The organism is Streptomyces sp. NPDC058308 (assembly GCF_042880275.1).
GTDB lineage: Bacteria > Actinomycetota > Actinomycetes > Streptomycetales > Streptomycetaceae > Streptomyces.
Genome location: NZ_JBHVZA010000007.1, coordinates 26,555 through 43,178 on the forward strand (window position 1 = coordinate 26,555; position 16,624 = coordinate 43,178).

General features: G+C 72.3%; 18 protein-coding genes. 4 read left to right on the top strand and 14 right to left on the bottom strand.

Going from position 1 to position 16,624, the window contains the following annotated elements:
- Positions 1 to 16 precede the first annotated feature (16 nt).
- Complete coding sequence (gene tsaB / locus ACFVYL_RS11790) at positions 17 to 673, bottom strand: tRNA (adenosine(37)-N6)-threonylcarbamoyltransferase complex dimerization subunit type 1 TsaB (protein WP_389714756.1); 657 nt, start codon at positions 671 to 673, stop codon at positions 17 to 19.
- Between the two features lie 190 nt (positions 674 to 863).
- On the opposite strand from tsaB, the gene ACFVYL_RS11795 reads away from it, so the two are divergent.
- Complete coding sequence (locus ACFVYL_RS11795) at positions 864 to 1,418, top strand: hypothetical protein (protein ID WP_389714757.1); 555 nt, start codon at positions 864 to 866, stop codon at positions 1,416 to 1,418.
- 15 nt (positions 1,419 to 1,433) lie between these two features.
- Here ACFVYL_RS11795 and ACFVYL_RS11800 read toward each other — a convergent pair whose 3' ends face one another.
- The 6 genes from ACFVYL_RS11800 to ACFVYL_RS11825 form a co-directional block, all read right to left on the bottom strand.
- The gene (locus ACFVYL_RS11800) at positions 1,434 to 1,634 is read right to left on the bottom strand and encodes a hypothetical protein (RefSeq protein ID WP_389714759.1); all 201 of its coding nucleotides are present in this window, start codon (positions 1,632 to 1,634) and stop codon (positions 1,434 to 1,436) included.
- Between the two features lie 193 nt (positions 1,635 to 1,827).
- Entirely contained in the window at positions 1,828 to 2,340 is a 513-nt protein-coding gene (tsaE, locus tag ACFVYL_RS11805) for a tRNA (adenosine(37)-N6)-threonylcarbamoyltransferase complex ATPase subunit type 1 TsaE (protein WP_389714761.1), read from the bottom strand.
- A 95-nt stretch (positions 2,341 to 2,435) separates the two neighbouring features.
- Positions 2,436 to 3,650 carry an alpha/beta fold hydrolase gene (locus tag ACFVYL_RS11810; protein ID WP_389714763.1) on the bottom strand — a complete coding sequence of 405 codons (1,215 nt, stop codon included), beginning with the start codon at positions 3,648 to 3,650 and terminating at the stop codon, positions 2,436 to 2,438.
- Between the two features lie 24 nt (positions 3,651 to 3,674).
- A complete protein-coding gene (gene alr, locus ACFVYL_RS11815; RefSeq protein WP_389714765.1) occupies positions 3,675 to 4,826 on the bottom strand; it encodes an alanine racemase in 1,152 nt (383 codons plus the stop codon).
- Positions 4,827 to 4,897: 71 nt separating this feature from the next.
- Positions 4,898 to 6,334, bottom strand: coding sequence for an NAD(P)H-hydrate dehydratase (locus ACFVYL_RS11820; RefSeq protein ID WP_389714766.1), 1,437 nt, complete (start codon positions 6,332 to 6,334; stop codon positions 4,898 to 4,900).
- A gap of 61 nt (positions 6,335 to 6,395) precedes the next feature.
- Positions 6,396 to 6,764, bottom strand: a complete 369-nt coding sequence (locus ACFVYL_RS11825; RefSeq protein ID WP_389714767.1) for a holo-ACP synthase — start codon at positions 6,762 to 6,764, stop codon at positions 6,396 to 6,398.
- 88 nt (positions 6,765 to 6,852) lie between these two features.
- Here ACFVYL_RS11825 and coaA point away from each other — a divergent pair, with 88 nt between their 5' ends.
- Both coaA and ACFVYL_RS11835 read left to right on the top strand, forming a co-directional pair.
- On the top strand, positions 6,853 to 7,833 hold the full coding sequence (gene coaA, locus ACFVYL_RS11830) for a type I pantothenate kinase (RefSeq protein WP_389715083.1): 981 nt from the start codon (positions 6,853 to 6,855) through the stop codon (positions 7,831 to 7,833).
- Between the two features lie 46 nt (positions 7,834 to 7,879).
- Positions 7,880 to 8,830 (top strand): DUF389 domain-containing protein, encoded by a 951-nt coding sequence (locus ACFVYL_RS11835; RefSeq protein ID WP_389714768.1) that lies wholly within the window; start codon positions 7,880 to 7,882, stop codon positions 8,828 to 8,830.
- 31 nt (positions 8,831 to 8,861) lie between these two features.
- Here the strand turns inward: ACFVYL_RS11835 and glmM are convergent, their stop codons facing one another.
- From glmM to ACFVYL_RS11855, 4 genes are all read right to left on the bottom strand, one after another.
- Complete coding sequence (glmM, locus tag ACFVYL_RS11840; RefSeq protein WP_389714770.1) at positions 8,862 to 10,220, bottom strand: phosphoglucosamine mutase; 1,359 nt, start codon at positions 10,218 to 10,220, stop codon at positions 8,862 to 8,864.
- Positions 10,221 to 10,376: 156 nt separating this feature from the next.
- Positions 10,377 to 10,898, bottom strand: coding sequence for a 30S ribosomal protein S9 (gene rpsI / locus ACFVYL_RS11845; RefSeq protein WP_389714772.1), 522 nt, complete (start codon positions 10,896 to 10,898; stop codon positions 10,377 to 10,379).
- A 42-nt stretch (positions 10,899 to 10,940) separates the two neighbouring features.
- A complete protein-coding gene (gene rplM, locus ACFVYL_RS11850; protein ID WP_389714774.1) occupies positions 10,941 to 11,384 on the bottom strand; it encodes a 50S ribosomal protein L13 in 444 nt (147 codons plus the stop codon).
- Between the two features lie 336 nt (positions 11,385 to 11,720).
- A complete protein-coding gene (locus ACFVYL_RS11855; RefSeq protein ID WP_389714776.1) occupies positions 11,721 to 12,947 on the bottom strand; it encodes a glycosyltransferase family 87 protein in 1,227 nt (408 codons plus the stop codon).
- A 74-nt stretch (positions 12,948 to 13,021) separates the two neighbouring features.
- On the opposite strand from ACFVYL_RS11855, the gene ACFVYL_RS11860 reads away from it, so the two are divergent.
- A complete protein-coding gene (locus tag ACFVYL_RS11860; protein ID WP_389714777.1) occupies positions 13,022 to 13,888 on the top strand; it encodes a hypothetical protein in 867 nt (288 codons plus the stop codon).
- A gap of 28 nt (positions 13,889 to 13,916) precedes the next feature.
- On the opposite strand, the gene truA is transcribed toward ACFVYL_RS11860, so the two are convergent.
- The 3 genes from truA to ACFVYL_RS11875 form a co-directional block, all read right to left on the bottom strand.
- Positions 13,917 to 14,771, bottom strand: a complete 855-nt coding sequence (gene truA / locus ACFVYL_RS11865; protein ID WP_389714778.1) for a tRNA pseudouridine(38-40) synthase TruA — start codon at positions 14,769 to 14,771, stop codon at positions 13,917 to 13,919.
- 141 nt (positions 14,772 to 14,912) lie between these two features.
- The gene (gene rplQ, locus ACFVYL_RS11870; RefSeq protein WP_389714780.1) at positions 14,913 to 15,401 is read right to left on the bottom strand and encodes a 50S ribosomal protein L17; all 489 of its coding nucleotides are present in this window, start codon (positions 15,399 to 15,401) and stop codon (positions 14,913 to 14,915) included.
- Positions 15,402 to 15,568: 167 nt separating this feature from the next.
- On the bottom strand, positions 15,569 to 16,591 hold the full coding sequence (locus ACFVYL_RS11875) for a DNA-directed RNA polymerase subunit alpha (protein WP_016645160.1): 1,023 nt from the start codon (positions 16,589 to 16,591) through the stop codon (positions 15,569 to 15,571).
- Positions 16,592 to 16,624 lie beyond the last annotated feature (33 nt).

Below are 16,624 nucleotides of genomic sequence, written 5' to 3' on the forward strand. Positions count from 1 at the left end.
TGGGTCACCTGGGTGGTCACTTGGGGGTGACCACCTTGTAGTTCTTGGGCACCTGCGCGTCGGGCCTGCGCAGGTACAGCGGCCTGGGCTCCAGGAGCTCCTCGCCCGCCGCCAGCCGCTCGGCGGCCAGCGCGGCGAGCGCGGCGGCCGAGACGTGCTCGGGCCCGCGGGCGTCGGGGAAGGTGTCGGGGTAGAGCAGCGCGCCGGCGCCGACCGCGGGCACCCCCGCGACCTCGGCGGCGATGTCCGCGGGGCGGTCGACGGCGGGGCCGCCCACGCGGGTGCGGACGTCGTCGTAACGCGCCCAGTAGACCTCCTTGCGCCGGGCGTCGGTGGCCACCACGAAGGGGCCGCTCCCGACGCCGGACGCGTACGCGAGGCCGTCCAGGGTGCACACCCCGTGCACGGGCACGCCGAGCGCGAGGCCGAAGGTGTCGGCGGTCATCAGGCCGACGCGCAGTCCGGTGTAGGGGCCGGGGCCCACCCCGGCGACGATGCCGGTCACGGCGTCGAGTCCGAGGCCCGCCTCGGCGAGCACCCGGTCGACGGCGGGCAGCAGCAGTTCTCCGTGCCGCCGGGCGTCGACCTGGCTCGACTCCGCGATGACGGAGGAGCCGTCGTGGAGAGCGACGGTGACGGCGGGCGTTGCGGTATCCAGAGCGAGCAAGAGCACGCGAACAGCCTACGGCTCCCAGGCGCGGCGCACGGCCGGACCGGCATCGGACAGCCATCGGACGGGCATGCGGACGGGCACCGGACCGGCACCGGACCGGCACGGGGTGCGGATGCCCGGGGATGGGGCGCCGCTGCTGCTACCGTCAACCCGGCAGCCGTACGCAGTACGAAGAGGTGGGTGGCGCAAGGTGTCAAGGAGCAGCTCGGGATTCGTGGCCGGGCTCACCGCCGCTGCGCTCGCCGCGGTCGGCTTCCTCGCCTACCAGGCCTCGGCCAGCGCGCCGGACGACCTGGCCAAGCACCCCGGAAAGAGCTCTCCCCCGGCCGCCGCCCCGCGCTCCCCGAAGGAGAAGGCGGACCCGAAGGCGGTGCCCGCGCGCTCCGGGACGGGGCAGCGCGTCGTGTACTCCGTGGGCGAGGACCGCGTCTGGCTGGTCGAGCCCGACGGGAAGCTGCGGCTCACGTTCGAGGTCACGCCGGGCACGGTCGACCCGGCGCCGGGCACCTACAGCGTCACTTCCCGTACCGGTGCCGTCACCGGTACGGATGGCAAGGCGGTCGAGCACGTCGTGCGGTTCACGTCCGTCGAGGGGACCGGGATCGGCTTCAGCGCGGCGGTCGACGGCTCGACGCCCGAGCCGGACCCGTCGAAGAAGACCGGCGGCATCCGCGAGTCGCGTGCGGACGGCAACGCGATGTGGGAGTTCGCCCTGCGCGACCGGAAGGTCGTCGTCATTCCGTGACCGGCGGGCGGTGCCTCACCGCTCCGTGGCGGGCTCCTCCGCGGCCGGGTCACCGGGCGGCGTGGAGACGGCCGTCGCCGCGGCGCAGGACGCCAGCAGGTCGCTCATGGACAGGTGCGAGGGCATCGACAGGTGCGAGGGCTCCGGTGCGCCCGACGGCCCCGGCAGCCGGTGCGACTGCGGCTGCGGCTGTACGTCATGTTCTGAAGCCGACATGGATGCCTCCTGGGGCTGCGGGGGCAGGGGTAGTTAGGCAGACCTAACCAGTACCTCTCTCCATGTGACCACGCCCGGCACACACAACGCAACATTTTACCGACGTCTTGTCGGAACGTTAGGGCGAACGTACGAGAGCGGGCCGCCCCGACACGCGATCGGAACGGCCCGTACGGGGGATGCGGAACGACCCTCAGGCCGCCAGCGACTCCAGGTCCGCGTCCGCCCACCGCTGCCCGAGCCCGGTGAGCGTCACCTCGCGCACCTCGTCCGTCGTGTCGCCGGTCGCCCGGTCGATGACGACGTGCAGGCGGTCGTCCGAGAGCTCCTCGACCTTGCCGTCGCCCCACTCCACGACGATCACCGATTCGGGCAGCGAGACGTCGAGGTCCAGGTCCTCCATCTCGTCGAGCCCGCCGCCCAGGCGGTACGCGTCGACGTGCACGAGGGCGGGACCGGCGCCGAGCGGCGGGTGCACACGGGCGATGACGAAGGTCGGGGAGGTGACGGCGCCGCGCACGCCGAGGCCCTCGCCGAGGCCGCGGGTCAGCGTCGTCTTGCCGGCGCCGAGCTCACCGGTGAGCATGACGAGGTCGCCGGGGCGCAGGATCTTGGCCAGGCGGCGGCCCAACTCACCCATCTGGCCGGGGGAGTTGACCGTGATCTTGAGTACGGCTGCGGGGGCCTGGTGGTGCGGTGCTTCCATACCGACCACGGTAGCGGCTGGACGGCCCCGCCCGGCCCGCCTTCGCGGCGCCCGCGCCGCGTCCCGGCCCCGCCGGACCCGCGGGCCCGGGGCGGTCAGCCGCCCGCCCGGCCCGCCCGGTCGGCCGCGGGGACGGCCCCCACCCGCGCGAGCAGATCCGCGAGCCGGTCCATGACCACCTCCGGGTGCTCCAGCATGACCAGGTGCCCGGCGTCCGGGACCAGGACCAGTTCGGCGTCGGGCAGCCGCTGGGCGATCGTCTCGCTGTGCTCGCTCGGCGTGACCAGGTCCTTGTCCCCCGCCAGCACGAGCACCGGCAGCTCGGCGAAGTGCTTGAGCGCGTCCGCCTTGTCGTGCTCGGCGAACGCCGGATAGAACTCCGCGACCACGTCGATCGGCGTCGCCTCGATCATCCGCTCCGCGAACCGCGTGATGGCCGGGTCCACGTCCTTGCGCGAGAACGAATAGCGCTTGATGACACCCGCGAAGAGGTCCGCGGTGGCCCGGCGCCCCTTCTCGACCAGCTCGGCCTGTGAACCGAGCGCCCGCAGCACCCCGGGCAGCACCCGCCGGACCGCTTTCATGCCCGCCACCGGAAGCCCGAAGTTCACCTCACCGAGCTGCCCCGACGAGGTGCCGACCAGGGCGACGCCCACCACGCGCTCCCGGATCAGCTCCGGGAACTGGTCGGCGAGGGCCATCGTCGTCATGCCGCCCATGGAGTGCCCGACGAGGACGAGCGGCCCCTCGGGCGCGGCGGCGTCGATGACGGCCTTCAGGTCCCGCCCGAGCTGGTCGATGGTGACCGGCAGGCCACGCTCCAGCTGGTCGGCCCCGCGCCCGGAGCGGGCGTGGCTGCGCTGGTCCCAGTAGACGGCGCGCACGACACCGCGCAGGGCGGCCCGCTGGAAGTGCCAGGAGTCCTGGCTCAGGCAGTAGCCGTGGCTGAAGACGACGGTGACCGGCGCGGGGGCCCGGCGGCCGAAGAGCCGGCGCCGCCGCGAGGCCTGGTCGCTGTCCGCCTCGACCTCCTCGACCTCGTAGGAGAGCTCCGTGCCGTCGTCCGCGTACGCCGTGCCTGGCATGCCGCGCAGCGAGCCGTAGGGCCCCGAGGCGTCGAGCGCGAGCCGTGCCTTCTTGCGCATGCCGCGGCCCACGGTGAGCCGCTCTATGGCGACACCGGCGGCCGCGCCCGCGGCGATGACGCCTATCGCGGTGCCCGCCACCCCGGCCCTGCGCCAGTTCCCCGCCGCGGCGGCGGCCTCCGTCACCGCTTCCGCAGCGGCCGCCCCCGTGCTGCTCTCGCTCACGTGCCGCTCCTCGTCAGTTCCTGGTCAGCCGTCGGACCGCTCGTGCACATAGACGCGCGGGACGCGCGATCCGATGCGGGTGACGATCTCGTACGCAATGGTGCCCGTGGCCTGCGCCCAGTCCTCGGCGGTCGGCTCGCCGCGGTCGCCGGGGCCGAACAGCACCGCCTCCGCGCCCACTTCCGGCTCGTCCCCGCCGAGGTCGACCACGAACTGGTCCATCGCGATCCGGCCCGCGACCGTCCGCCACTTGCCGCCGACGAGGACCGGGGCCGTGCCGGAGGCGTGCCGCGGGATGCCGTCGCCGTACCCGGCGGGGACGAGGCCGAGGGTCGTCTCGCCGGGGGTGACGTAGTGATGTCCGTAGCTCACGCCGTGGCCCGCCGGGACGTGCTTCACGTGGGCGAGCGAGGCGGTGAGCGTCATGACGGGGCGCAGCCCGAAGTCCGCCGGAGTGCCCACCTCGGGGCTCGGCGAGACGCCGTACATCGCGATGCCCGGACGGACGAGGTCGAAGTGCGTCTCCGGGAGCGTGAGCATCCCCGGGGAGTTGGCGATGTGGCGCACCTCGGGGCGTATCCCGCGCTCCTGCGCGTACGCCACCATCTCGCGGAAGACCGTGAGCTGGGCGGCGATCGACGGATGCCCCGGCTCGTCGGCGCAGGCGAAGTGCGACCAGAGGCCGGTGACCCGGACCAGGCCCTCAGCCTCGGCGCGCAGGGACTCGGCGACCAGCTCGGGCCAGTCGGCGGGCATGCAGCCGTTGCGCCCCAGGCCCGTGTCGGCCTTGAGCTGGATACGGGCGGGCCGCCCCACCGCACGGGCCGCGTCGGTCACCTCGCGCAGCGCCCACAGGGCGCTCACCGCCATGTCCAGGTCGGCCTCGACGCCCTCGCGCCAGGGGCCGCCCGGCGTCCACAGCCAGCACATGATCCGCCCGGGCACGCCCGCCGCGCGCACGGCCAGGGCCTCCTCCGGTGTGGCGGTGCCGATCCAGGTGGCGCCCGCCTGGCGGGCGGCCTTGGCGCAGGGCACCATCCCGTGTCCGTACGCGTCCGCCTTCACCACGGCCATGAACGCGGCGTCCGGCGCGTGGGCGCGCAGCGAGCGCACGTTGGCGCGGAGGGCGTCGAGGTCGATCTCGGCGCGGACACGGAAAGGGGCTGTCTCGTTCATCGCGGACAAGTGTCTCAGAGCCCGCCGACAGCCCCTGCCCGGCGCCAACTCGGGCCCGCTCCGCGGCTCGACTACCCGGGCCTGCGGACCTCCCGCCACACGGCGGGAATCGCGTCGGCCACGTCCTGGGCGCTCACCGGCGCGCCGTCCGCCGCACGCCGCCCGGCGAGACCGTGCAGATACGCGGCCACGGACCCCGCGTCCCGTGCCCCGAGCCCCGCCGCCAGCAGGGACCCGGCGAGCCCGGACAGCACGTCGCCGCTGCCCGCGGTGGCGAGCCAGGCGGTGCCGGTGGGGTTGACGCGTACGGGGCCCTCCGCCGACGCCACCAGCGTGGTGGACCCCTTCAACAGCGCCGTCGCCCCGTACCGCCGCGCCAGTTCCCGCACGGCGCGGAGCCGCCCCGCCTCGACCTCCTCGCGCGCCACCCCGAGCAGCGCGGCGGCCTCGCCCGCATGCGGCGTCAGGAGCGTGGGCGCGCGCCGGGCCCGTACCGCCTCCTGCCCCGCGAGCCGCAGCCCGTCGGCGTCGATAAGCACCGGCACGTCGGAGGCGACCACGTCCCGCAGCCGCTCCTCGTCGTCCCCGAGCCCGGGCCCCACGACCCAGGCCTGCACACGCCCCGCCTTCGCCGGCGGACCCGCGGACACCAGCGCCTCGGGGAACCGCGCGATGACGGCGTCCGCGGCGGGCCCCACGTACCGCACGGCGCCCGCACCCCCGCGCAGCGCGCCCGCCACGGCGAGCACGGCGGCGCCCGGATACCGGGCCGAACCGGCGACGACCCCGACGACGCCCCGCCGGTACTTGTCGCTCTCCCCGCCCGGCACGGGCAGCAGCCCGGCCACGTCGGCGAAGTGCAGGGCCTCCAGTCCGGCCTCGTCGGCCGCGAGTTCGAGCCCGATGCCGACGAGCCGCACGGCACCGGCGTACTCCCGGCCCGGATCGATCAACAGCCCCGGCTTGTACGCCCCGAAGGTCACCGTCACATCGGCGCGCACGGCGTCGCCAGGCACCTCGCCCGTATCGGCGTCGACCCCGCTCGGCAGGTCCACGGCGACGACGGTCGCGTCCCGCGCGGCGTCGACGAGTTGAGCGGCGCGCTCGCGGAGCCCGCCCCGCCCGCCGATCCCCACGATCCCGTCGACGACGAGCCGGGACCGGGCCACCACGCCCTCGGCCCGCTCCTCGTCGGCGCCCACCACCACACCTCCGGCGGCCCGCAACGCGGCGAGCCCTCCGGCGTGCGTGCGGTCCGGGGCGAGGAGCACGGCGCTGACTCCGGCGCCGCGGCGCGCGAGGCGGGCCCCCGCGTACAGGGCGTCGCCCCCGTTGTCCCCGCTGCCCACAAGGAGCGTGACTCTCGCCCCGTACACCTTGCCGAGCAGGCGCGCGCACTCGGCGGCCAGGCCTGCCGCTGCGCGCTGCATCAGCACGCCTTCTGGCCCCTGGGCCATGAGCGTACGTTCACTGGCCCTGACCTTTTCCACGCTGTACGCAGTCCGCATGGGGTCCAGTCTGCCTCTGCGAGTACGAACAGGCCCGCACCCGCCCACCCGTTTGCGCCCCCTACCCCTCCGCCACCACCACCGCCGAAGCCACCCCCGCGTCATGGCTCAACGACACGTGCCACGACCGCACGCCAAGGACGGACGCCCGCTCGGCCACCGTGCCCCGCACCCGGACCCTCGGCTGCCCGCTCTCCTCGACGTACACCTCGGCATCCGTCCACCGGAGCCCGCTCGGCGCCCCCAGCGCCTTGGCCAGCGCCTCCTTCGCCGCGAAGCGGGCCGCCAGTGAGGCGATGCCCCGGCGTTCCCCGCCCGGAAGCAGCAACTCGCTCTCCACGAAAAGGCGTTCGGCCATCCCGGGCGTCCGTTCCAGCGCCGCCGCGAACCGTTCGATCTCCGCGACGTCGATGCCAACCCCAATAATCACCGGCTCAGCGTGACACACCCCACCCCCCACCCCACCCCCCGTCCCGTTCAAACAGCCGTAACAATGGACCGTGATCTCTTCGGTCTCCGTGCCCCCGACGGCACCCCGGAGCGCCCACCGGCCCAAGCCGGAGGCGACTCCCTACCTCGACCTCACCCGCACCGAGTGGAGCGCGCTTCGCGAGAAGACGCCTCTGCCGCTCACGGCGGAGGAGGTGGAGCAGCTGCGCGGCCTCGGCGACGTCATCGACCTGGACGAGGTCCGCGACATCTACCTCCCGCTCTCCCGCCTCCTGAACCTCTACGTCGGGGCGACGGACGGCCTGCGCGGCGCCCTCAACACCTTCCTCGGCGAGAAGGGTTCCCAGTCCGGCACCCCCTTCGTCATAGGGGTCGCCGGCTCCGTGGCGGTCGGCAAGTCCACCGTCGCCCGGCTCCTGCAGGCGCTGCTCTCCCGCTGGCCGGAGCACCCGCGTGTGGAGCGTGTCACGACGGACGGTTTCCTGCTGCCCACGAAGGAGCTCCAGGCCCGGGGCCTGATGTCCCGCAAGGGCTTCCCCGAGTCGTACGACCGCCGCGCGCTCACCCGTTTCGTCGCGGACATCAAGGCGGGCAAGGACGAGGTGACGGCGCCCGTCTACTCCCACCTGATCTACGACATCGTGCCGGACCGGCGCCTCACGGTCCGCCGCCCGGACATCCTCATCGTCGAAGGCCTGAACGTCCTGCAGCCCGCGCTGCCCGGCAAGGACGGCCGCACCCGCGTGGGCCTCGCGGACTACTTCGACTTCAGCGTGTACGTCGACGCCCGCGCCGACGACATCGAGCGCTGGTACCTCAACCGCTTCAAGAAGCTGCGCCAGACGGCCTTCCAGGACCCGTCCTCGTACTTCCGCAAGTACACGCAGGTGTCGGAGGAGGAAGCCCTCGACTACGCCCGCACCACCTGGCGCACGGTCAACAAGCTCAACCTCGTGGAGAACGTGGCCCCGACCCGCAGCCGCGCCACCCTCGTCGTACGCAAGGGCCCCGACCACAAGGTGCAGCGCCTGAGCCTGCGCAAACTCTGAAGTCCCCCGCCCCACGACGCGGCCCGCACCCCGCTAACCTGCGCACATGCTGCACCTGCGCCTGATCACGCCGCCGACCGCCACGGACGAGGTGGTGCGCCTCGTCGAGCGCACGGTCGGCGCCACGCACCTCGTCGTGATGCCGGGCGCCGCCCGGGAACCCGCGGGGGACGTGATCATGTGCGACGTGGCACGCGAGGCGGGCGACGGCCTGCTCGGCGACCTGCGCGCGCTCGGGATCGACGAGTCCGGGTCGATCGCGGTGGAGAACATCGACCTGTCCCTGTCCCAGCGCGCCGACCAGGCGGAGGACGACGCTCCGGGCGAGGGAGCGGACGCGGTGCTCTGGGAGCATCTGGCGGAGGCGACCCACGAGGAGTCGACGCTCTCCGTCACCTACGTCGCGTTCATCACGCTCGCCACGATGATCGCGGCCTGCGGCGTCGTGCTCGACAACGCGATCCTGATCGTGGGCGCGATGGCGGTGGGCCCGGAGTTCGGCCCGCTCACGGGGTTCTGCACGGCCTTGGTCCAGCGCGCTCCCCGGCTGGCCGCGCGCTCGCTGACCGCGCTGCTCGTGGGCTTCGCGGTGGCGATGGTGGCGACGGCCGGGTTCAGCTACTTCATGGACGCGGTGCACCTGTTCAGCGACAGCGCCCTGCAGGCGGAGCGCCCGAACACGAACTTCATCTACCGCCCCGACTGGTTCTCGTTCGTGGTGGCGGTCCTCGCGGGCATCGCGGGCACGCTCTCCCTCACGTCGGCGAAGTCGGGCGCCCTGGTCGGCGTGGCGATCTCCGTGACGACGGTCCCCGCGGCGGCGAACGCCGCGGTCGCCTTCAGCTACAGCGAGTACAAGCAGGCCTGGGGCTCCACGGAGCAGCTCTTCCTCAACCTGCTCGGCATCGTCCTGGCCGGTACGGCAACGCTGCTGGCCCAGAAACTCCTCTGGGCCGCGCAGCACCGCCGGACGGCCAGGACGTCACACGGCTCCTAGGGTCCTCCCGCGGAGGCCCGCCAGAAGGGCCCTAGCCCAGCGCCGACTTCACCACGTCGGCCAGGCGCCCGGCCACGGAGCGGGCCTGCTCGATGTCGGCGGCCTCGACCATCACCCGCACCAGCGGCTCGGTCCCGGAGGGGCGCAGCAGCACCCGCCCCGTGGAGCCCAGCTCGCGCTCGGCGTCGGCGACGGCGGCCGCCAGCTCCGGCGAGGTCTTCACGCGCGTCCTGTCGACGTCGGGCACGTTGATCAGGACCTGCGGAAGCCGCTCCATGACGCCGGCCAGATCCTTGAGCGTCCGCCCGGTCTCGGCGACCCGGGCCGCGAGCAGCAGCCCGGTCAGCGTGCCGTCACCGGTCGTCGCGTGGTCCAGGATGATCACGTGCCCGGACTGCTCGCCACCGAGGGCGAAGCCGTGCTCCTTCATCGACTCAAGCACGTACCGGTCGCCGACGGCGGTCTGCACCAGGGAGAGCCCCTGGCCCTCCATGGCGAGCTTGAAGCCGAGGTTGGACATGACCGTGGCGACAACGGTGTCGTGACGCAGCGTGCCGTGCTCCCGCATGGCGAGGGCGAGCACGGCGAGGATCTGGTCCCCGTCGACCTCGGCGCCCGTGTGGTCCACGGCGAGGCACCGGTCGGCGTCCCCGTCGTGCGCGACGCCGAAGTCGGCCTTGTGCTCGACGACGGCGGCCTTGAGCAGGTCCAGGTGCGTGGAACCGCACCCGTCGTTGATGTTCAGCCCGTCGGGCTGGGCGCCGATCGTGATGACCTCGGCGCCGGCGCGCGCGAAGGCCTCCGGCGACACGCGGGCGGCGGCGCCGTGCGCCTCGTCGAGGACGATCTTCAGCCCGTCGAGGCGGTTCGGAAGGACTCCGATGAGGTGGGCGACGTACTGGTCGAGTCCCTGGTCGTACGAGGTCACGCGGCCGACGCCGGAGCCGGTGGGCCGCTGCCACAGGGCGCCGGTGCGGTGCTCCTCGTAGACGGTCTCGATGCGGTCCTCCAGCTCGTCGGCGAGCTTGTGGCCGCCCCGGGCGAAGAACTTGATGCCGTTGTCCGGCATGGCGTTGTGACTGGCGGAGAGCATCACACCGAGGTCGGCGCCCAGCGCACCGGTGAGATGCGCCACCGCGGGGGTGGGCAGCACACCGACGCGCAGGACGTCCACGCCCGCGCTCGCGAGGCCCGCTACCACCGCGGCCTCCAGGAACTCCCCGGACGCGCGCGGGTCACGCCCGACCACCGCCACCGCGCGATGGCCTTCAAAGGTGCCCGCCTCGGCCAGTACGTGCGCCGCCGCCACGGAGAGTCCGAGCGCGAGCTCGGCCGTCAGATCCGCGTTGGCGACACCACGCACGCCGTCCGTGCCGAAGAGTCGTCCCACTGCTGTCCTCCGAACGTTCCAGAAAAACCATGAACCCCTGGGAAGAGAGTCCCAGAACCAGAACAGTTCCAGGACCCCAGGGGTTCCTGATAGACGAACGCCCCGGCAGCACGGTGAGTGCCGCCGGGGCGAACGAGCAGTACGAGCAGGCAGCGATTAGCGCTTGCTGTACTGCGGGGCCTTGCGGGCCTTCTTGAGACCGGCCTTCTTGCGCTCGACCGCACGGTCGTCACGCTTGAGGTAACCGGCCTTCTTGAGGGCGGCGCGGTTGTTGTCGACGTCGGCCTCGTTCAGCGCACGGGCGACACCGAGACGGAGCGCACCGGCCTGACCGGAGACGCCGCCACCCGAGATGCGGGCGATGACGTCGTAGCGGTTGTCGAGCTCGAGCACCTTGAAGGGCTCGTTGACTTCCTGCTGGTGGACCTTGTTCGGGAAGTAGTCCTCGAGCGTGCGCCCGTTGACCCTCCACTTGCCGGTGCCCGGGACGATCCGGACGCGGGCGATGGCGTTCTTGCGACGGCCCAGGCCGGCGGCCGGCTGCGGGTCGCCGAAGCGCGCGGCGTTCGACTCGGAGGTGTACTCGCCCTCGACGGGGACCTCGGACTCGGTGGTGTACTGCTCGACGTCAACAACCTCGGTCTCTTCGACCGGCTGCTCAACGGTGGTCTCGGCCACGATTCTCCTCAGAATTCTTTACGTCTTTGGGGGTGGCCGGAACTACTGCGCGACCTGGGTGATCTCGAACGGGACCGGCTGCTGAGCGCCGTGCGGGTGCTGGTCGCCCGCGTAGACCTTCAGCTTCGAGAGCATCTGACGGCCCAGGGTGTTCTTGGGAAGCATGCCCTTGACGGCCTTCTCGATGGCCTTCTCGGGGTTCTTCTCGAGCAGCTCGTCGTAACGGACGGAGCGCAGACCACCCGGGTAGCCGGAGTGGCGGTACGCCATCTTCTGGGTCTTCTTGTTGCCCGAGAGGTGCACCTTCTCCGCGTTGATGATGATGACGAAGTCACCGGTGTCAACGTGGGGGGCGTAGATCGGCTTGTGCTTGCCGCGCAGAAGGGTCGCAGCAGTGGTCGCCAGACGACCCAGGACGATGTCCTGAGCGTCAATGACGTGCCACTGGCGGGTCACATCGCCGGGCTTGGGGCTGTACGTACGCACTTCGTAGCCTTCGCTTCTTCAGTGGATGGGGTCCAGACACACGGCACCCAGGAAGCGATCATGCAGCTGGGGCCCACAATGCCGGGGACGCTGCCCGTATGCGAGCCACTGGTAACTGCTCCAGGGAACCTACGTATGGGCCCTTCGCGTGAGAACGACGACACCAATACGCATAACAATCTCTGAGACTACCCGCGCCGCCCCGTACGGGTCAAAACGCGGACCTGGAGGCCGACCCCGCCTGCTCCGCCGCCCCGGGCGGCCTGCGCCGTCCAGCGTAACCGGCCCCGGCGCCCCGGAGCGCGGCCCGAGGCCACCGACCTCGCCCCGCCCCGCTCACCGGGCGCCCGCCGCCTCCCCGGCCCGCTCCCGCGCCGCCCGCCGCCCCGGCGGCACCGTCTCGTCCCGCGCCCCGCGCTCCCCCGCACCCCCGCCGGTCACACCCGCCCACCCGGCCGTGGCCGCCAGGAGGCAGAGCGTGACGGCGTCCTTGAAGGCGCGCCGCGTCCCCGGTTCGAGCCCCGGCCACCCGAAGCCCGGCACCTGCGGCACCAGCGCCACCCAGAACCAGGGGCTGCGGGCCACCGAGCCGGGCGCCGACGCCCCCGCCAGGAGCAGCGGAAGCACCACCAGGAGGTAGTGGTCGTAGGACGGCCGCGAGACGAGAAAGGCCGAAAGCATCAGCATCACGGCGCAATCCACCACCCCCGCCGGCTCCGCGTCCCTGCGCTCCCACCGCCGCCAGGCACACCACAGCCCGGCCAGCGCCGCGCACCCGGCCAGCAGTGTGGCCCCCGTCTGCGGCACCCCGAGCCGCGCGAGCACCGCGGAGGGCGACGCCTCGTAGAGCCGTACGAAGGAGTCCTCGCCGCGCAGCAGAAAGGGCAGCGTCCGCGTGAAGAAGCCCGCCGGGTCCGGCATCAGGAGCGCCGCGGCCGCCGACACCACCGCGGGCACGCCCACCGCGGCGCCGAGCGCCCGCCACCGGCGCGCGAGGACGAAGAGGAGCACCACGGGCGCGAGCAGCGGCTTCACCGCGACGGCGGCCCCGAGCACGAGCCCCGCCGCGACCCACCGGCCCCGGCAGACGAGGAGCAGGGCGAACGGCAGCGCGGCCGCGGAGCCCGCCGTCCAGTTGCCGAGCTGGACGAGGTGCCCGAACGGCGCGAAGCCGAGCGCGAGCCCGAGCAGGCCGTAGACGGCGAACCGGCTGCGCCACGCCACCCCGTGGATCCGCAGGGCGCACGCCCACCCGGCGACGAGCCCGGCGCTCACCCCCGCGGGCACGAGATAGCGCACCACGTCCGCGGGCAGCAGCGCCTGGGGCACCGCGGCGAGCACGGCGCCCGGCAGATAGAGGAAGTGCCGGTCGGCGTAGGGCGACCGGCCCGCCAGCCACGCCTCCGCGGCCCGCACCACGATGGCGTTGTCCATCCCGCCGCCCGGAGCCGCCAGGCCCACCCGGACCACCCCGGCGACGAGCACCAGCCCGAGGACCCACCGGACCTGCCACTCGGCCGACCGCGACAACCACCCGATAACAGCCGTTCTGCCCGTATTCATACGCCTCAGGCTAGGCCGGGCACCCCGTGCGACCCCCGCTCAACATCCCCAAGTGCCCGTCTAAGATGCCGCCCATGAGCTTTGGGCAAGGGGGACCTCAGTGGGGTCCAGGCGGAACGGGCGGACCCGGCGGCGGTCCCACGCCCGACTGGGCGGCACTCGCCGAGGCCTCCGAGGCGCGCGCCCGCCGCCGCAAGTGGCTGCTGATCGGCGGCGGAGCCTTCGCCACGGTCGGCATCGCGGCGGCCGTGGCCATCACAGTCGTCTCCGCGAACGGCGACGGCGACACCACGTCGAACAAACCCGCGAGCGAACTGCCGACCGCCGCGGACATCCCCGGTGCGAGCAAGGACGCCGAGCCGTCCTTCGAGGCGACCACACCGCCGCCCCCGTCGGACCCCAAGGACTTCATCTCCAGCGCCAAGAAGGACAAGGCGCCGCTCACCCCCGAGGGCCTCTTCCCCGGCAAGTCCCTGCGGTCGGGCCAGCACATCTACAAGAAGGGCGCGACCGACTCCACCTCGAAGTGCACGTCCGTCACGCAGAGCGCCCTCGGCTCGGTCCTCGCCAAGCACGACTGCACCCGCCTGATCCGTGCCAGCTACCTCAGGGACGGCATCGCGGTCACGGTCGGCGTCGCCGTCTTCGACACCACGTCCGACGCCACCAAGGTCAAGGACGAGGTGGAGAAGGGCCTCGTCGACGCCCTGCCCGGCAAGGGCGTCCCCGCCTTCTGCCGCACGGGCGTGTGCCGCGGCACCTACAACTCCCAGGGCCGCTACGCGTACTTCACCACCACGGGCTACACCAGCGGCAAGAACGTGACGACGTCGGACCGCAAGGCCTACGGCGTCGGCGACGACCTGGCCCGCTTCGCCTTCCAGCGGATCAACCAGCGGGGCGAGGCCCAGGCCTCGGCCGCCGCCGAGGCCCCGCAGTAGTCCCGCGCCCCGGTCGCCCGGCCGGGGCTCAGCAGCACCCGGCCCCGGGCAGCGTCCGCTTGTTCCTGGCTTCCTTGCTGCGTGCGGCGAGCAGCTCGTCGGCGGGATAGCCGACCTCCTCAAGGGTGAGCCCGTGCGGGCGCACCACATGCACGGCGGAGTCCCGCACACCCGCTTCGAGCACCTTCCCCGGCCACTCCACGGGCCGGTGCCCGTCCCCCACGAACAGCATGGCGCCGACCAGCGACCGCACCATGTTGTGGCAGAAGGCGTCGGCCCGCACGGTGGCTTCGAGAATCCCGTCGGGCCGCCGCTCCCAGCGCAGCTCCTGCAGCGTACGGATAGTCGTGGCGCCCTCGCGCTTCTTGCAGTAGGCGGCGAAGTCGTGCTCCCCGACCAGGTGCTCCGCGGCGGCGTTCATCGCGTCGAGGTCCAACTCCCAGTCGTGCCACAGCACATGGCCGCGCAGCAGCGGGTCGACGCCGCCCGGGTGGTCGGTCACGCGGTAGGCGTAGCGCCGCCACACGGCGGCGAACCGCGCGTTGAACCCGGCGGGAGCCTCGGCCACCTTCCACACCCGCACATCGTGCGGAAGCCGCCCCGCGAGCCTGCGCAGCAGCTTGTCGCTGTGCTCGGCCCACACGCTCTCCGGCAAATCGACGTGGGCCACCTGCCCCCGCGCGTGCACCCCGCTGTCGGTCCGCCCGGCCACCGTCAGCTCGTACGTCTCCTGCGACCGCGTCACGGTCCGCAGCGCGGCCTCGATCTCCCCCTGGACGGTCCGCTGCCCCTGCCGCTGCTTGGCCCAGCCGGAGAAGTCCTTGCCGTCGTACGAAAGATCAAGACGCACCCGCACGAACCCGGGCTCTACTTCGTCACTCACTCGTGGTTCCTCTCAGGCAACACAAAAGCGGGCCCGCCCCCGGCAAGGGGCGGACCCGCGACGCCCTGAAGGGGCGCGGGGAACTGCGCGACAAGCCGCGACGAGGCCGCAGCCGACGACGCGCAGTCCCCGGCGAAACGCTTACGCGTCCTTCGACTCCTCGGCGGCGTCGTCGCCCTTGGCCGTGTCGACCTTGGGCTCGGCGACCTCGGCGTCCTTGGCGGCGCGCTTCGTGGCGGCCTCGGCCTCACCGGTGGCCTCCTGGGCCACGGTCAGGGCCTCGACCAGCTCGATGACCGCCATGGGCGCGTTGTCGCCACGACGGTTACCGATCTTGGTGATGCGGGTGTAACCACCGGGGCGGTTCTCGTAGCGCGGGCCGATCTCCGTGAAGAGCGTGTGCACGATGCTCTTGTCGGTGATGACGGACAGCACCTGGCGGCGGTTGTGAAGGTCACCCTTCTTCGCCTTGGTGACCAGACGCTCCGCGTAGGGACGCAGACGACGGGCCTTCGCCTCGGTGGTGGTGATGCGGCCGTACTCGAAGAGCTGCTTGGCGAGGTTCGCCAGCAGAAGCTTCTCGTGCGCGGCGCTGCCGCCCAGACGGGCACCCTTGGTGGGCTTCGGCATGGTGTTTCTCCTTCATCGCTGCACCGGCCGTGTCAGGTACCGGTGACAGTGCCTGTGAGGCGGCTGCCCCGCAGGAAGTCTTTTTCAGCCCGTCCGGCGTTTGAGGACAAGGGCTCAGCCGCAGCGGCGGGGCGGCCGGGAGAACCCGCCCACCCCACCGGAGGCGACTAGTACTGCTCGGTCTCCACGAAGCCCGCGTCCGCGTCGTCGTCGGCGCCAAAGGCGTCAGCCGCGGCGGTCGGGTCGAACCCGGGAGGCGAGTCCTTCAGCGCGAGGCCCATGCCATTGAGCTTCATCTTGACCTCGTCGATCGACTTCGCACCGAAGTTGCGAATGTCGAGCAGGTCCGCCTCGGAGCGGGCGACGAGCTCGCCCACCGAGTGGATGCCCTCGCGCTTGAGGCAGTTGTACGACCGAACGGTGAGCTCCAGCTCCTCGATCGGCAGGGCGAGATCGGCGGCGAGCGCGGCGTCCGTGGGGGACGGGCCCATGTCGATGCCCTCGGCGTCGATGTTGAGCTCGCGGGCGAGACCGAAGAGCTCGACCAGCGTCTTGCCGGCGGAGGCCATGGCGTCACGGGGACGCATCGCCTGCTTGGTCTCGACGTCGACGATCAGCTTGTCGAAGTCGGTGCGCTGCTCGACTCGGGTCGCCTCGACCTTGTACGTGACCTTGAGGACCGGCGAGTAGATGGAGTCGACCGGAATGCGACCGATCTCCTGGCCGACCTGCTTGTTCTGCACGGCGGAGACGTAGCCGCGACCGCGCTCGACGGTCAGCTCCATCTCCAGCTTGCCCTTGCCGTTGAGCGTGGCGAGGACGAGGTCGGGGTTGTGCACCTCGACACCGGCCGGGGGCGCGATGTCGGCGGCGGTGACCAGACCCGGGCCCTGCTTGCGCAGGTACATCACGACCGGCTCGTCGTGCTCCGAGGAGACGACCAGCTGCTTGATGTTGAGGATCAGGTCGGTGACGTCCTCCTTGACGCCCGGCACGGTGGTGAACTCGTGCAGGACACCGTCGATGCGGATGCTGGTGACAGCAGCGCCGGGGATCGACGAGAGGAGCGTGCGGCGGAGGGAGTTGCCGAGGGTGTAGCCGAAGCCCGGCTCCAGCGGCTCGATCACGAACCGGGAACGGAATTCGTCGACGACCTCTTCGGTCAACGAAGGACGCTGAGCGATCAGCATGAAGTGATTCCTTCAGTCAGGGGCACCCACTAT

Coding starts and splice junctions, on each gene's coding strand:
- ACFVYL_RS11800 (WP_389714759.1), bottom strand. CDS start 1,634: ATGTCGGCTTCAGAACATGACGTACAGCCGCAGCCGCAGTCGCACCGG.
- tsaE (WP_389714761.1), bottom strand. CDS start 2,340: ATGGAAGCACCGCACCACCAGGCCCCCGCAGCCGTACTCAAGATCACG.
- alr (WP_389714765.1), bottom strand. CDS start 4,826: ATGAACGAGACAGCCCCTTTCCGTGTCCGCGCCGAGATCGACCTCGAC.
- ACFVYL_RS11820 (WP_389714766.1), bottom strand. CDS start 6,334: ATGCGGACTGCGTACAGCGTGGAAAAGGTCAGGGCCAGTGAACGTACG.
- ACFVYL_RS11835 (WP_389714768.1), top strand. CDS start 7,880: ATGCTGCACCTGCGCCTGATCACGCCGCCGACCGCCACGGACGAGGTG.
- ACFVYL_RS11855 (WP_389714776.1), bottom strand. CDS start 12,947: ATGAATACGGGCAGAACGGCTGTTATCGGGTGGTTGTCGCGGTCGGCC.
- ACFVYL_RS11860 (WP_389714777.1), top strand. CDS start 13,022: ATGAGCTTTGGGCAAGGGGGACCTCAGTGGGGTCCAGGCGGAACGGGC.
- rplQ (WP_389714780.1), bottom strand. CDS start 15,401: ATGCCGAAGCCCACCAAGGGTGCCCGTCTGGGCGGCAGCGCCGCGCAC.
- ACFVYL_RS11875 (WP_016645160.1), bottom strand. CDS start 16,591: ATGCTGATCGCTCAGCGTCCTTCGTTGACCGAAGAGGTCGTCGACGAA.